The organism is Alloalcanivorax venustensis, from assembly GCF_047495515.1.
In the GTDB taxonomy this organism is placed as follows: Bacteria; Pseudomonadota; Gammaproteobacteria; order Pseudomonadales; family Alcanivoracaceae; genus Alloalcanivorax; species Alloalcanivorax venustensis.
Genome location: NZ_CP179934.1, coordinates 1 through 15,159, shown reverse-complemented (window position 1 = coordinate 15,159; position 15,159 = coordinate 1). Strand labels below are relative to the sequence as shown.

Here is a 15,159-nt window from a genome sequence, read left to right as displayed (position 1 = left end):
TCAAAACGGTTTCACCACCGCCAGGATAACAATCGCCACCAGCAGTAACACCGGCACTTCGTTAAAGATCCGGTAGAACTTGTCGCTCTTGGTATTGGCGTCGGCGGCGAATTTCTTCAGGTAGGCCAGGCAGACGTGGTGGTAGCCGATCAGCAGCACCACCAGGGTGATCTTGGCGTGCAGCCAGCCCTGGGTTTTGTAGTAGTCCCAGTTCAGCGCCAGCATCCAGATGCCCAGCACCAGGGTGGCGATCATGGACGGGTTCATGATGCCCCGGTAGAGCTTGCGCTCCATGACCTTAAAGCGGTCGCGGCTGGTCTGGTCCTCGGCCATGGCGTGGTACACGAACAGGCGGGGCAGATAAAAGATCGCCGCGAACCAGCAAATCACGGCAATAAGGTGGAACGCTTTCAGCCATAGCATTGGAGTCTTCTCCCGGTACGCAGGGTGGTCGGGGTGCACCGCGTTGGAGTGTCACCCGCTAGCCGCTGTATACTACAGCGCCTTGCTTGTATCGTCCCGCGCCGCTGAGGCCGCGGGCCGCTTCCGGACCCTGTTCCGCCACTCCGGTGCCAGCCGCTGACGCCGATCTGACACAAAAGAGGATGCCGTGACCAAGCCACCACGCGCCAGCCGCCTGCTGCGATACTATCTGTTTCGCACCCGGCGTCTGTCACGTCGGCAGCTGGGCACCCTCCAGGACTGGAAGATGCGGGTGGTGTTCTGGATCGGCGCGCTGATGGTCGGTCTGGTCACCGTGGGGTTCGCCTGGGTGGCGGAACTGTGCGCCGAGGCGTTCGCTGAGATGGAGCGGCACTCGTCGTTGTGGCCGGTGCTGATCACACCGTTGGGGATGCTGGCGACCGTGTTCGTGATGCGCCGCACCGGCGCCGAGTCCCAGGGCAGCGGTATTCCCCAGGTGCTGGTGGTGCTCAAACAGCGCTATCACTGGCTGCGGCCCACCTTTCTGTCGTTCCGCGTTATCGTCATGAAGTTCGCGCTCACCTGCATGGGGCTGCTGTGCGGCGCCAGCATCGGCCGCGAGGGACCCAGCGTTCATATGGGCGCGGCGATGATGTACTCGGTGGGGCAGGTCGGCCGCCTTCACCAGAAGTACGTGGACAACGCCCTGATCGTGGCCGGCGGCGCCGCCGGGGTGTCGGCGGCCTTCAACGCGCCGCTGGCGGGCATCGTGTTCGCCATCGAGGAACTGTCCGGCTCGTTCGAACAGCGCACCAGCGGCACCCTGATTCTGGCGATTATCCTGTCCGGCGTGGTGGTGCTGGCGATCGCCGGACATTACAGCTTTTTCGGCCATCCCCAGGGGGCGCTGGACATTACCCAGGACTGGCTCGCCATCGGCGTCACCGGCCTGGTGTGCGGCTTGCTGGGCGGGGCCTTCAGCCGTCTGCTGATCACCGGCAGCCGTTTTCTGGCGCCCTATGGCCGCAAGCACCCCTACCGGGTGGTGTTGCTGTGCGCGCTGGTGCTGGTGCTGCTGGGGCTGGTCACCGGCGGCATGACCTACGGCAGCGGCTATGAACAGGCCCGCCACCTGCTCAGCGGTGACGCCGACGGCGACTGGAGTTTCCCGCTCGCCAAGATGGCGGCCACCCTGGTGTCCTATTTCACCGGTATTCCCGGCGGCCTGTTTTCCCCCAGCCTGACCGCCGGCGCCGGCGTCGGCAATGTGATCGGCGGGCTGTTTCCCGACTCCTCGGTGGTGGGCATCACCCTGGTGGCGATGGCGGCGTTTCTGGCCGGGGTGATCCAGCGGCCGATCACGTCGTTCGTGATCGTCATGGAGCTCACCGGCAACCGCCACGACATCCTGCTGCCGTTGATGGCCGGCGCGTTCGTGGCGGCGGCGGTGGCCAAGCTGGTCTGGGTGCGCCCGCTTTACGACTCCCTGGCGGAACGGTTGCAGGAAGGCGAGGGCATGGCCCTGGACCGGGCGCGGGTGGTGAGCACCGAAAGCGGCCCGCCGGACGAACGGGGCCGCGGCGGCGGCCAATGAAGTTGCCGCCCATGGCGGTGGTGCCTATCATGCGGTTCCTTTAGTGGAAAGTAGTAACGGGAGTAATGGTATGACCCAGGTCGACGCGGCGAACCCTTTGAAAGTCGGCATTGTCGGCGGCACCGGGTACACCGGTGTGGAGTTGCTGCGCCTGCTGGTGCGGCATCCGCTGGTGCGCCTGGAAACCATTACCTCGCGCAGCGAGCAGGGCCTGAAGGTCAGTGATCTGTACCCGACCCTGCGCGGCTACACCGACCTCAAGTTCGAGGAGCCGGACGTGGCCGCGCTGGCGGCCTGTGACGTGGTGTTCTTTGCCACGCCGCACAATGTCGCCATGCGGCTGGTGCCGGAGTTGCTGGCCGCCGGCACCCGGGTGGTGGACCTGTCGGCGGATTTCCGGCTTCGCGACGCCGGCGTCTGGAGCCAGTGGTACGGCGAGCCCCATGCCTGCCCGGAACTGCTGGATCAGGCGGTCTACGGCCTGCCGGAAGTGAACCGCGAACGCATTCGCGGTGCCCGGCTGGTGGCCTGCGCCGGCTGTTACCCCACCTCGATTCAGCTCGGCTACCTGCCGTTGCTGGAGCGCGGCTGGGTGCGCCCGGAACAACTGATCGCCAGTGCCGCCAGCGGTGCCAGCGGCGCCGGACGCGGCGCCAAGGTGCCGATGTTGCTGGCGGAGGCGTCGGAGAGCTTCAAGGCCTACGGCGCCGGCGGGCACCGGCATCTGCCGGAAATCGAGCAGGGCCTGGGTGACATCGCCGGCGGGCCGGTGTCGGTCACCTTCGTGCCGCATCTGGTGCCGATGGTGCGGGGCATCCATGCCAGCCTGTATGCCACCGTCAACGGCGACACCCCGGCGCTGGATCAGGTGCAGGCGGCCTTCGAGGCGCGCTACGCCGACGAACCCTTCGTCGACGTGATGCCCCAGGGCAGCCATCCGGAGACCCGTTTCGTGAAAGGCTCCAACCATTGCCGTCTGGCGATCCACCGGCCCGGGGGCGGCGACGTCCTGGTGGTGTTGTCGGTGATCGATAACCTGGTCAAGGGCGCGTCCGGCCAGGCGATCCAATGCATGAACCTCATGTTCGGCCTGGAAGAGACGGCCGGCATTGATCTCCCCGCGTTGCTGCCCTGATGGCGACGGGAAGCCGGCCCAGAGCGGGCGTTGACGATGTCATTCTGGTTCCGGTGAGTCCGTCGCACCGCCGGCGCACCCGCGTGCTGCTGACAGTGACCGCGCTGGCGGCGGTGATCGTGGCGTTTCTGGCGGGCTCCTGGCTGGGCCAGAGCGGCGCCCTGGACAGCAACATGAAAAACAGCGAGCTGCGCGCGGAATTACGCGACGCCCGCCAGGAATTGCGCACCGTGCGCCACGATCTGGCCCGCTACCGGGCGGAGGTGGAGGTGGCCGATCAGGCCCGCGAGCAGTTGCGCCAGGAGATTCGCGGCCTGCGTGATCAGAGCGCGGAATTGGAAGAGGCGGTGGCGTTCTACAAGAACGTGATGTCCCCGGGGGCGTCCGACGCGCCCATGCAGGTGGAGAAATTCGAGGTGAGCCCGGAGAACGGGGAACGGCGCTTCCGTTACCGTTTGATACTGGTTCAGTCCGGTGATAACCGGGGATACTTGTCGGGCACGGTGAGCTTCGCGCTGAAAGGCTCCCGTGACGGCGAGCCGGTGACGCTGGATGGCGGTGAGCTGTTGGGGGAAAACAGCGATTTGCGATTCCGTTTCCGGTACTTCCAGGAGCTTTCCGGTACGCTGACGGTGCCCGAGGGCACGCGCATCGACGCTTTGGAGATGACCGCGACAGCCACCGCGCCGCGTCGCGCGGAGGTGGTTCAGAGCCTTCCTTGGTGATGGCGTATCGAATAATCAAGCAGGAGACGACAGGTGATTGGGCGAGACAAGAAGAGCACGGGTGGTCAGCAAAATTTCCGCGATCACACCCTGATCGCTCCCAGTGCCCGCATCGTGGGCGATATTGAGTTCAACGGGGGATTGCACGTTCAGGGCGAAGTGGACGGCAATATCACCGTCGGTGAAGACGGTGGCCAGCTGGTGATCGGCGAGAGCGGCGTGGTGCGTGGCGAGATCCGCGTGCCGAGAATCACCATCAACGGCCGGGTGGAAGGCGACGTGAACGCCACCGAGCATCTGGAACTGGCCAGCAAGGCCCAGGTGGAGGGCAATGTCTTCTACGTGATGATCGAGATGCTGATGGGCGCGCGGGTGAACGGCAAGCTGGTGCGTCTGGACGAAGAGCGCCGCAACCTGCCGGCGCCCGAGAAGCCCGGTGGCCGGCCGGATGCGGACCCCGCGGAGGCGGACGCCCGGCCCGAGAATACTTGACTGTAATAGTCGGGTACTGGACTATGGCGATGTGATAACGGCATTGAGTGACATGAGCGAATCCGGACCCATAATCCTGACCGAACGGGCCGCCGCCAAGGTGCGCGAGCTCCGTGACGACGAAGGCAACCCCGAACTGAAACTGCGGGTGTACATCACCGGCGGCGGCTGCGCGGGGTTTTCCTACGGCTTCACCTTTGATGAAGCGGTGAACGAGGACGATACGGCGGTGGCCCGTGAAGACGTGACGCTGCTGGTGGACGCCATGAGCATCCAGTATCTGGACGGTTCCCAGGTGGACTACGAGCAGGGCCTGATGGGCTCGCGGTTTATCGTCAATAACCCCAACGCGGCCACCACCTGCGGCTGCGGTTCGTCGTTCTCGGTGTGAGTCGGGCTGGCGCTGTCATTTAACGGTCATTAAAGTATCAGAATATTGTCTTGAGCAGCATGGAGGCTGTAGGCATGACGATACAAAGACCTTCCATCCAGAAAATGACGGCCGCGGATACCCGCGCCATGTGCTGGTTGCTGGCCCAGCCCCGGGCCGCCAGCCGCGCCCGCATGGCCAGGGCCATCTCCCGGTTCGGTGACGGCCCCTTCTACGCGGCGCTGGTCGTGATGCTCTGGCTGGTCGACCCCGATGACGGCACCCGCTTCGCCCTGGCGGCGGCGGTGGCCTACGGCCTGGAAGTGCCGGCCTTCATGGTGCTCAAGAACCTGATCAAACGCCCCAGACCCGCCGATTCCGAGATGGCGCTGTGCGCCTTCATTAAGCCCGCGGGCCGTTTCAGCTTCCCTTCCGGCCACACCGCCGCGGCCTTCGTCATGGCGACGCTGCTGGGTATCTTCTATCCGGTGGTGGCGACGCTGGCGCTGGCGTTCGCACTGTTGGTGGGGTTGTCGCGGGTGCTGCTCGGCGTGCACTACCCGTCGGATATCGCCGCCGGCGCCTTGCTCGGCACCAGTTGCGCGATGATCGGCTCGCTCTTCGTATAATTCACGCGATTCAGGGCAGGCTCAGATGGCCGAGCACCGCCGGCCGGCCGGCGCCGGTCACTTGCGGTGCGTTGCCCGGCACCCGTTCCCAGAAGGCCCAGGCCAGCCAGGCGAAGGCGGCCGCCTCCACCCATTCCGGTGCGACACCGGCGTCTTCGGTGCTGTCCGCCGGCAGCCCGCAATGCCGGGCGAGCCGGTTGAGAAGATCCCGGTTATGCACGCCGCCGCCGCAGACCAGCAGGCGGTCGGCATGGAACCCGCTGATCGCCTCGGCGACGGTGCGGGCGGTCAGCTCCGCGAGGGTGGCCTGCACATCGCGCGGTGCCATGTCGGCACCCAGATGCGGGGCGAGCCAGTCCTGATGGAAGTACTCCCGGCCGGTGCTTTTGGGCGGCGGAAGGTGGAAGTAGGGGTCGCCCAGCAGGCTGTCGAGCAGGGCCGGAATCACCTCGCCGCCGGCGGCCCAGTCGCCCCGCGGGTCGTAGTCGCCGCCCTGGTGCCGCTGGTGCCACTGATCCAGCAGGGTATTGGCGGGGCCGGTGTCGAAACCGCCGATCAATTCGCCTTTGTCCAGCAGCGAGACGTTGGCGATGCCGCCCAGATTGAGAACCACCCGGCGCTCGTGCGGATCACCGAAGGCGTGCTCGTGGAAGCGCGGCGCCAGGGGCGCGCCCTGGCCGCCGAGCACCATGTCCTTGTTGCGGAAATTGCTGACTACCGGCAGGCCGGATCGGACCGCCAGGGTGTCCGGGCATCCGAGCTGCACGCTGAACCCGGCGTCGCCGGGGCGGTGGCGCACGGTCTGGCCGTGGCAGCCGATGGCGGTGACGGCGTCCGCCGGCACGTCCGCTTTGCTGAGCAGGGCGGCCACGGCGTCCGCATAGTGAGCGCCCAGGGCCCGGTGGCAGGCGCCGGCCCGGTCGATTTCATCGTCGCCGGGGCGGCACAACCGCTGCAGGTCCGCGCGAAGGGCGGTGGGAAGGTCGCTGCCGTGGTGGGCCAGCACCCGGGTGCCGGCGTGGGTGACGCTGGCCAGGACGGCGTCCACGCCGTCCAGGCTGGTGCCGGTCATCAGACCGACGAACAGCGATTCAGAAGACATTGCTGCTGGCCAGGGTGGCGGCCTCGGCGAACATGGTCATTTGCGCCGCCAGACGGCTGCTCTGAAGACGGAACTGGGGCTTCTCGCTGCTGGCGATGCCGCTGGCCTTGGGCAGCGGCACGGTCTGCGGATTGCGGTGCACGCCGTCGATGCGGAACTCGTAATGCAGGTGCGGGCCGGTGGCCAGGCCGGAGGCGCCCACATAGCCGATGGTCTGGCTTTGATTCACCCGGCTGCCGACGCGAATGCCCTTGGCGAAGCCGCGCATATGGGCGTACAGCGTGGAGTAGCGCTGGCCGTGCTTGAGAATCAGCACATTGCCATAGCCGCCTTTGACGCCGGCGAAGATCACCTTGCCCTTGCCGGCGGCTTTGATCGGGGTGCCGCTGGGGGCGGCGTAGTCGATGCCGTTGTGGGCGCGTACTTTGTTCAGAATCGGATGCTTGCGGCCGGTGCTGAAGCGCGAGCTGATGCGCGAGAAGGCCACCGGGGTGCGGATGAACTCCTTGCGCATGGAGTTGCCGTCGCTGTCGAAGTAGGACACGTCGCCGTCGCGGGTCTGGTAGCGGTAGGCGGTGAGGTGGCGGCCCTGGTTCCAGAATTCCGCGGCGATGATTTCGCCTTCGCCGACCTTCTCGCCATCCAGATACAGCTCCTCGTAGAGCACCCGGAAGCGGTCGCCGTTGCGGATGTCGAGCACGAAGTCGATGTCCCAGCCGAAGATGTTGGCCAGCTGCATGGTCAGGTTGTCGCTCATGCCCGCGGCGTGGCCGGCCAGGAACAGGGAGTTGTCGATGGTGGCCTCGGCGAAGCGGGTGCGGCGCTGATATTCGCGCACCACGTTCTCCACCCGCCAGTTGCCGTCTTCCAGGGTGGCTTCCACGGTTTCCACCCGGGACGGGCTGTAGCGCAGCGAGGTCAGCTCGCCGGCTTCGTCCACGGAAATATTCAGGGAATCGCCGGGGCGGATGGTGGCCAGCTCGGCCAGGCGCTCGTCACCGGTAACCAGGCGGTGCACCTGCGCCGCGCTGACGCCGCGCGACTGCAGCAGCCCGGACAGGGTGTCGCCGGACGCCACGGTGATCTTGATCCATTGCTCCTCGTCGGGCGTCTCCGCCGGCGCGCGGACGTCGGCGACCGGCTGAGCGCTTTCCTGGCGGACCAGTTCCTCGCTGGCCGACGGCTTGGGCAGGTCCAGCGTTTGCAGACGTTCCGGGCGGGACTCTCCGGATTCCGGGGTCAGGGCGATCAGCCCCACCGTGATCACCAGCGCCCCGGAGAGGATCAGATGGGTGCGGGGGAAACGGCGCGCGGCACGGCCGAGGGCGGATAATTTAATACTCATGCTTTTACTACGCTCTGAGGTGCGCCGCCGAGGGCGTTCATTTAGTTGCAGCAAAGATACCCGCCTTCTACAACCCGCTTCAAGTGCTACAATGGCGCGCTTTTCAGGGTGAGATGTGGTCGGCGGGTTGGCGTTTGAGACCGGTGCCGCCGGGGCAAGTTCCTAAAACAGGCTGGGTCCGGCCATTCCCGGGCCGCGAATGAGGTGATGATGATCAAGGTGGACGAACAGCTGGCGCTGCTGCGCCGTGGCGCGGATGAGATCATTCAGGAAGACGAATTGCGCGAGCGCATCGCCAGCGGCCGCCCTTTAAGAGTCAAGGCGGGCTTTGATCCCACCGCCCCGGATCTGCACCTGGGCCATACGGTTCTGATCAATAAGCTGCGGCAGTTTCAGGAGCTGGGCCACCATGTGATGTTCCTGATCGGCGATTTCACCGGCATGATCGGTGACCCCACCGGCAAGAGCGCCACGCGCCCGCCGCTCACCCCCGAAGAGATCGAGCGCAACGCGGAAACCTATAAAGAGCAGGTGTTCAAGATCCTGGACCCGGAAAAGACCGAGGTGGTGTTCAACTCCACCTGGATGAATCAGGTGGGCGCCGCCGGCATGATCAAGCTGGCCAGCCAGTATACGGTGGCGCGCATGCTCGAGCGCGACGATTTCGACAAGCGCTACCGGGCCAATCAGCCGATCGCGGTGCACGAATTCCTGTATCCGCTGGTGCAGGGCTACGATTCGGTGGCCATGGAGGCGGACGTGGAGCTGGGTGGTACCGATCAGAAGTTCAATCTGCTGATGGGGCGTACCCTGCAGAAGGCCTATGGGCAGGCGCCGCAGATCTGCCTGACCATGCCGATTCTGGAGGGGCTGGACGGAGTCCAGAAGATGTCCAAGTCGCTGAAGAACTATGTCGGCGTTAACGACGCCCCCGGGGAGATGTACCGCAAGCTGCTGTCGATCCCCGACGATATGACCTGGCGCTACTATGAATTGCTCAGTGGTCTCTCCAATGAGGCTCTGGAAGAGCGCAAGGCGGAAGCGGAGCGGCTGGGTAGCCCGCAGGAGGCCAAAAAAGCGTTCGCACTGGAGATGGTCACCCGCTTCCACGGTGAGGCGGCCGCCCAGGCGGCGCCTTCCTCGGCGGGCAACCTGACCTCCCTGGGGGCGATACCCGACAACGTCCCGGAAGTGGAGGTGGTCCTGGAGGAGGGCTACGAGGTGCACGTGGTGCCGTTGCTCCGCCTTGCCGGTCTGGCCCAGAATGGTAAAGCCGCCAAGGACGTATTCGGGCGGGGCGCGGTCTACGTGGACGGCCAGCAGCTCACCGAGGAGCGCACCTTCGCCCGTGGCGAAAGCGCGGTGATCCAGGCGGGCAAGAAGAAGATCGCGCGGGTCACGATTCGCTAGGAATCGGGCCCTAAGGCCTGGATTTGAATGAAAATTGGCCGACCGCAAAGAATTTCGAGGAATCCGCCAAAAAAGGTTTGACAGGAAAGGCCCGATCCGTAGAATGCGCATTCCTCGACGGGGCGACGACAACAACGCCGACCCCGCAGCTCTTTAACAATCAGGCAAGCAAACGTGTGGGACCTGTTTGGAGTAGGTATCTCAAAAAGATATCGGCTTTGAACAAGTCAACCTAGTTGAATTTGTTTCGAGCTGAGCATGTACTAAGTGCGTAGGCACTTAAAAAGCTTTTCTGAACTGAAGAGTTTGATCATGGCTCAGATTGAACGCTGGCGGCAGGCCTAACACATGCAAGTCGAGCGGAAACGATCCTAGCTTGCTAGGAGGCGTCGAGCGGCGGACGGGTGAGTAACGCGTGAGAATCTACCCATGAGTGGGGGACAACCCGGGGAAACTCGGGCTAATACCGCATACGCCCTACGGGGTAAAGCAGGGGACCTTCGGGCCTTGCGCTGATGGATGAGCTCGCGTCGGATTAGCTTGTTGGTGAGGTAAAGGCTCACCAAGGCGACGATCCGTAGCTGGTCTGAGAGGATGATCAGCCACACCGGGACTGAGACACGGCCCGGACTCCTACGGGAGGCAGCAGTGGGGAATCTTGGACAATGGGGGCAACCCTGATCCAGCCATGCCGCGTGTGTGAAGAAGGCCTTCGGGTTGTAAAGCACTTTCAGCAGGGAGGAAGGCTTACCCCTAATACGGGTGAGTACTTGACGTTACCTGCAGAAGAAGCACCGGCTAATTTCGTGCCAGCAGCCGCGGTAATACGAAAGGTGCAAGCGTTAATCGGAATTACTGGGCGTAAAGCGCGCGTAGGCGGTGTGTTAAGTCGGATGTGAAAGCCCAGGGCTCAACCTTGGAATTGCATCCGATACTGGCACGCTAGAGTGCAGTAGAGGGAGGTGGAATTTCCGGTGTAGCGGTGAAATGCGTAGAGATCGGAAGGAACACCAGTGGCGAAGGCGGCCTCCTGGACTGACACTGACGCTGAGGTGCGAAAGCGTGGGGAGCAAACAGGATTAGATACCCTGGTAGTCCACGCTGTAAACGATGTCTACTAGCCGTCGGGGTCCTTAGTGACTTTGGTGGCGCAGCTAACGCGATAAGTAGACCGCCTGGGGAGTACGGCCGCAAGGTTAAAACTCAAATGAATTGACGGGGGCCCGCACAAGCGGTGGAGCATGTGGTTTAATTCGATGCAACGCGAAGAACCTTACCAGGTCTTGACATCCTCGGAACTTGGCAGAGATGCCTTGGTGCCTTCGGGAGCCGAGTGACAGGTGCTGCATGGCCGTCGTCAGCTCGTGTCGTGAGATGTTGGGTTAAGTCCCGTAACGAGCGCAACCCTTGTCCTTAGTTGCCAGCACGTCATGGTGGGAACTCTAGGGAGACTGCCGGTGACAAACCGGAGGAAGGTGGGGACGACGTCAGGTCATCATGGCCCTTACGACCTGGGCTACACACGTGCTACAATGGCTGGTACAGAGGGTTGCGAAGTCGCGAGGCGAAGCTAATCCCTTAAAGCCAGTCGTAGTCCGGATCGGAGTCTGCAACTCGACTCCGTGAAGTCGGAATCGCTAGTAATCGCGGATCAGAATGCCGCGGTGAATACGTTCCCGGGCCTTGTACACACCGCCCGTCACACCATGGGAGTGGATTGCACCAGAAGTGGCTAGTCTAACTACGGAGGACGGTCACCACGGTGTGGTTCATGACTGGGGTGAAGTCGTAACAAGGTAGCCGTAGGGGAACCTGCGGCTGGATCACCTCCTTAACGACTTGAGTACCTGCCCAAGCAGGGACCCACACGTTTGCTTGTCTGAACGGTTAAAGATGCCAAAGCGCTGTTTTTGGGTCTGTAGCTCAGTTGGTTAGAGCGCACCCCTGATAAGGGTGAGGTCGGCCGTTCAAATCGGCCCAGACCCACCAGAACAAGCCCGCCGCTTTCCAAGGAAGGCGGCGGGTCGGTTCCATCAACAGTTTACGGTTTTGTGCTGAATTAAAGGGGCCGTAGCTCAGCTGGGAGAGCGCCTGCCTTGCACGCAGGAGGTCAGGAGTTCGATCCTCCTCGGCTCCACCAATTTCCAAAATCGTTCGCCGGCCATCGGCGAAGTCATAGTCAAGCGGTTGTACGCGACCGTTTGCTTCTGACTTCTGGTCAGCGCTGCAGTCCGTTATCGGACCGGCATGCTCTTTAACAATCTGGGAAATGAGAAAGTCCAAGTATTCCAATGGAATACAAGCGTTAGAAGTTTATCTGACACTTGTGTCTATTTGGTGCGTATCGTTAATCGTTGCGGCCGTATGACTGTTTTGGGTTATATGGTCAAGTGACGAAGCGTGCACGGTGGATGCCTTGGCAGCCAGAGGCGATGAAGGACGTTGTAGCCTGCGATAAGCTCCGGTTAGGTGGCAAACAACCGTTTGACCCGGAGATCTCCGAATGGGGCAACCCACCCGTTGTAAGGCGGGTATCACCGACTGAATCCATAGGTCGGTGAGGCGAACGCGGGGAACTGAAACATCTAAGTACCCGTAGGAACAGAAATCAATTGAGATTCCCTGAGTAGCGGCGAGCGAACGGGGATTAGCCCTTAAGCTGATGACTGATTAGGAGAACGGTCTGGGAAGGCCGACCATAGTGGGTGATAGTCCCGTATCCGAAAATCTGATTCAGTGAAAACGAGTAGGTCGGGGCACGTGTAACCTTGACTGAACATGGGGGGACCATCCTCCAAGGCTAAATACTCCTGGCTGACCGATAGTGAACCAGTACCGTGAGGGAAAGGCGAAAAGAACCCCGGAGAGGGGAGTGAAATAGATCCTGAAACCGTGCACGTACAAGCAGTCGGAGCCCGCTTTGTTGGGTGACGGCGTACCTTTTGTATAATGGGTCAGCGACTTATTCTCAGTAGCGAGGTTAACCATCTAGGGGAGCCGTAGGGAAACCGAGTCTGAATAGGGCGTTTAGTTGCTGGGAATAGACCCGAAACCGGACGATCTACCCATGGCCAGAGTGAAGGTGCGGTAACACGCACTGGAGGCTCGAACCCAAGTATGTTGAAAAATGCTGGGATGAGCTGTGGGTCGGAGTGAAAGGCTAATCAAGTCCGGAGATAGCTGGTTCTCCCCGAAAGCTATTTAGGTAGCGCCTCGTATATCACCACCGGGGGTAGAGCACTGTTTCGGCTAGGGGCCCATCCCGGGTTACCAAACCGATGCAAACTCCGAATACCGGTGAGTGCAGTACGGGAGACACACGGCGGGTGCTAACGTCCGTCGTGGAGAGGGAAACAACCCAGACCGCCAGCTAAGGTCCCCAAATTCCAGTTAAGTGGGAAACGATGTGGGAAGGCTTAGACAGCTAGGAGGTTGGCTTAGAAGCAGCCATCCTTTAAAGAAAGCGTAATAGCTCACTAGTCGAGTCGGCCTGCGCGGAAGATGTAACGGGGCTCAAACTGGATACCGAAGCTGCGGCAGTGTGCTTAGGCATACTGGGTAGGGGAGCGTTGTGTAAGTCTGTGAAGGTGTGTTGAGAAGCATGCTGGAGATATCACAAGTGCGAATGCTGACGTGAGTAACGATAATGCGGGTGAAAAACCCGCACGCCGAAAGACCAAGGTTTCCTGCGCAACGCTAATCGGCGCAGGGTGAGTCGGCCCCTAAGGCGAGGCTGAAAGGCGTAGCTGATGGGAAACGGGTTAATATTCCCGTACTTCTTGTAACTGCGATGGAGAGACGGAGAAGGCTAGGCCTACCGGGCGTTGGTTGTCCCGGGGAAAGACCGTAGGCTGGGATCTTAGGCAAATCCGGGATCCTAAGGCTGAGAGTCGAGACCACCGGCCCTTTGCGGCTGGGAAGTGGTTGATGCCCTGCTTCCAGGAAAATCTTCTAAGCTTCAGGTTACAAGGAACCGTACCCCAAACCGACACAGGTGGTTGGGATGAGTATTCTAAGGCGCTTGAGAGAACTCGGGTGAAGGAACTAGGCAAAGTGGTACCGTAACTTCGGGAGAAGGTACGCCACTTGGTGTGAAGGGCTTGCCCCGTAAGCACCGAGTGGTCGCAGTGAAAAGGCCCCTGCAACTGTTTATTAAAAACACAGCACTCTGCAAACGCGTAAGCGGACGTATAGGGTGTGACGCCTGCCCGGTGCCGGAAGGTTAATTGATGGGGTTAGCTTCGGCGAAGCTCTTGATCGAAGCCCCGGTAAACGGCGGCCGTAACTATAACGGTCCTAAGGTAGCGAAATTCCTTGTCGGGTAAGTTCCGACCTGCACGAATGGCGTAATGATGGGGGCACTGTCTCCACCCGAGACTCAGTGAAATCGAAATCGCAGTGAAGATGCTGTGTACCCGCGGCTAGACGGAAAGACCCCGTGAACCTTTACTATAGCTTCACAGTGGACTTTGAGCCTGCTTGTGTAGGATAGCTGGGAGACATTGAAGCGGTGACGCCAGTCATCGTGGAGTCGTCCTTGAAATACCAGCCTGGCATGTTCGAGGTTCTAACCCAGGCCCGTTATCCGGGTCGGGGACATTGTGTGGTGGGTAGTTTGACTGGGGCGGTCTCCTCCCAAAGAGTAACGGAGGAGCACAAAGGTACCCTCAGCACGGTCGGACATCGTGCAATGAGCGTAAAGGTAGAAGGGTGCTTGACTGCGAGACCCACAAGTCGAGCAGGTGCGAAAGCAGGTCTTAGTGATCCGGTGGTTCTGTATGGAAGGGCCATCGCTCAACGGATAAAAGGTACTCCGGGGATAACAGGCTGATACCGCCCAAGAGTTCACATCGACGGCGGTGTTTGGCACCTCGATGTCGGCTCATCTCATCCTGGGGCTGAAGCCGGTCCCAAGGGTATGGCTGTTCGCCATTTAAAGAGGTACGCGAGCTGGGTTTAGAACGTCGTGAGACAGTTCGGTCCCTATCTGCCGTGGGCGTTGGAGATTTGAGAGGAGCTGCTCCTAGTACGAGAGGACCGGAGTGGACGAACCTCTGGTGTTCCGGTTGTCACGCCAGTGGCACTGCCGGGTAGCTACGTTCGGACGGGATAACCGCTGAAAGCATCTAAGCGGGAAGCCTCCCTCAAGATGAGATCTCCCTGGGCACTTGATGCCCCTAAAGGGCCGTGGAAGACCACCACGTTGATAGGCGGGATGTGGACGCGCTGTGAGGCGTGAAGCTAACCCGTACTAATTGCCCGTGCGGCTTGACCATATAACGCCAAAGCGGTCACGGTGTGGCCTGCGAAACCCGCAGACCATCATCGGAGCCCAGGCGCGGTCGCAACGATATCGATACGCACCGATAGCGCGAGTGTCGGAGACGCTCTAACGCGGACAATCTCATTGCCCAGAATTGGCTTTGCGTGCCGAAAGGCAGGCAGGGCAACCCCATTAGGTGAGTGGAACATCACGCACCAACCGGTTTGCCTGACGACCATAGCGAGTGGGAACCACCTGAATCCATGCCGAACTCAGAAGTGAAACCACTCAGCGCCGATGGTAGTGTGGGGCTTCCCCATGTGAGAGTAGGTCATCGTCAGGCTCTTAAATATAAAGAACCCCCGTCACGAAAGTGGCGGGGGTTTTTTATATTTAAGATACGATGAACTCCTCTCCCTACAAGGCCATGTGACCGCCGATGCTCCGCAGGAGCCAGGCGGAGGCGCAGAAGGCGTCGCGAAGCGATCGCGAGCACCGCTCGCGACCTAAAGTAGGTCAGCCCACGCCAAGCCTCCGCTACCGGCAAAGCGACCTAAAGTAGGTCAGCTCACGCCAAGCCTCCGCTACCGGCAAAGCGACCTAAGTAGCTCAGCCCCACTCCAAACCTCTCTGGAATCCTGCCGGCCGGCAGAGCCGGCCTTTCGCGGGCA

10 protein-coding genes, 2 tRNA genes and 3 rRNA genes are annotated in these 15,159 nt (G+C 61.6%); 12 read left to right on the top strand and 3 right to left on the bottom strand.

What is annotated here, in order from left to right:
- Positions 1 to 423: a protoporphyrinogen oxidase HemJ gene (gene hemJ / locus ACMG4O_RS00075; RefSeq protein ID WP_414434140.1), complete on the bottom strand. Its 423-nt coding sequence runs from the start codon at positions 421 to 423 to the stop codon at positions 1 to 3.
- A 187-nt stretch (positions 424 to 610) separates the two neighbouring features.
- Between hemJ and ACMG4O_RS00070 the strand changes: the two genes are divergently transcribed.
- The 6 genes from ACMG4O_RS00070 (at position 611) to ACMG4O_RS00045 (ending at position 5,368) form a co-directional block, all read left to right on the top strand.
- The gene (locus tag ACMG4O_RS00070) at positions 611 to 2,017 is read left to right on the top strand and encodes a chloride channel protein (RefSeq protein WP_414434139.1); all 1,407 of its coding nucleotides are present in this window, start codon (positions 611 to 613) and stop codon (positions 2,015 to 2,017) included.
- 70 nt (positions 2,018 to 2,087) lie between these two features.
- Complete coding sequence (argC, locus tag ACMG4O_RS00065; RefSeq protein WP_142948337.1) at positions 2,088 to 3,152, top strand: N-acetyl-gamma-glutamyl-phosphate reductase; 1,065 nt, start codon at positions 2,088 to 2,090, stop codon at positions 3,150 to 3,152.
- 83 nt (positions 3,153 to 3,235) lie between these two features.
- A complete protein-coding gene (locus ACMG4O_RS00060; protein ID WP_194854883.1) occupies positions 3,236 to 3,877 on the top strand; it encodes a DUF6776 family protein in 642 nt (213 codons plus the stop codon).
- A gap of 33 nt (positions 3,878 to 3,910) precedes the next feature.
- A complete protein-coding gene (locus tag ACMG4O_RS00055) occupies positions 3,911 to 4,369 on the top strand; it encodes a bactofilin family protein (protein WP_142948339.1) in 459 nt (152 codons plus the stop codon).
- A 52-nt stretch (positions 4,370 to 4,421) separates the two neighbouring features.
- Positions 4,422 to 4,760: an iron-sulfur cluster insertion protein ErpA gene (gene erpA / locus ACMG4O_RS00050; protein WP_067604808.1), complete on the top strand. Its 339-nt coding sequence runs from the start codon at positions 4,422 to 4,424 to the stop codon at positions 4,758 to 4,760.
- 74 nt (positions 4,761 to 4,834) lie between these two features.
- Positions 4,835 to 5,368, top strand: coding sequence for a phosphatase PAP2 family protein (locus tag ACMG4O_RS00045; RefSeq protein ID WP_414434138.1), 534 nt, complete (start codon positions 4,835 to 4,837; stop codon positions 5,366 to 5,368).
- A gap of 10 nt (positions 5,369 to 5,378) precedes the next feature.
- On the opposite strand, the gene ACMG4O_RS00040 is transcribed toward ACMG4O_RS00045, so the two are convergent.
- Both ACMG4O_RS00040 and ACMG4O_RS00035 read right to left on the bottom strand, forming a co-directional pair.
- Positions 5,379 to 6,470 carry an anhydro-N-acetylmuramic acid kinase gene (locus ACMG4O_RS00040; RefSeq protein WP_414434137.1) on the bottom strand — a complete coding sequence of 364 codons (1,092 nt, stop codon included), beginning with the start codon at positions 6,468 to 6,470 and terminating at the stop codon, positions 5,379 to 5,381.
- Positions 6,460 to 7,815: an OapA family protein gene (locus ACMG4O_RS00035; RefSeq protein ID WP_194854881.1), complete on the bottom strand. Its 1,356-nt coding sequence runs from the start codon at positions 7,813 to 7,815 to the stop codon at positions 6,460 to 6,462. The genes ACMG4O_RS00040 and ACMG4O_RS00035 overlap by 11 nt, the downstream gene beginning before the upstream one ends.
- A gap of 210 nt (positions 7,816 to 8,025) precedes the next feature.
- Here ACMG4O_RS00035 and tyrS point away from each other — a divergent pair, with 210 nt between their 5' ends.
- From tyrS to rrf, 6 genes are all read left to right on the top strand, one after another.
- Positions 8,026 to 9,225, top strand: a complete 1,200-nt coding sequence (gene tyrS / locus ACMG4O_RS00030) for a tyrosine--tRNA ligase (RefSeq protein ID WP_414434848.1) — start codon at positions 8,026 to 8,028, stop codon at positions 9,223 to 9,225.
- Between the two features lie 294 nt (positions 9,226 to 9,519).
- Positions 9,520 to 11,059 (top strand): 16S ribosomal RNA (locus ACMG4O_RS00025).
- A gap of 78 nt (positions 11,060 to 11,137) precedes the next feature.
- Positions 11,138 to 11,214, top strand: a tRNA-Ile gene (locus ACMG4O_RS00020).
- A gap of 75 nt (positions 11,215 to 11,289) precedes the next feature.
- A tRNA-Ala gene (locus ACMG4O_RS00015) sits at positions 11,290 to 11,365 on the top strand.
- A gap of 244 nt (positions 11,366 to 11,609) precedes the next feature.
- Positions 11,610 to 14,501: ribosomal RNA gene (locus tag ACMG4O_RS00010) — 23S ribosomal RNA — on the top strand.
- 214 nt (positions 14,502 to 14,715) lie between these two features.
- Positions 14,716 to 14,831: ribosomal RNA gene (rrf, locus tag ACMG4O_RS00005) — 5S ribosomal RNA — on the top strand.
- Together the 16S, 23S and 5S rRNA genes with 2 tRNA genes alongside form the textbook arrangement of a ribosomal RNA operon.
- Positions 14,832 to 15,159 lie beyond the last annotated feature (328 nt).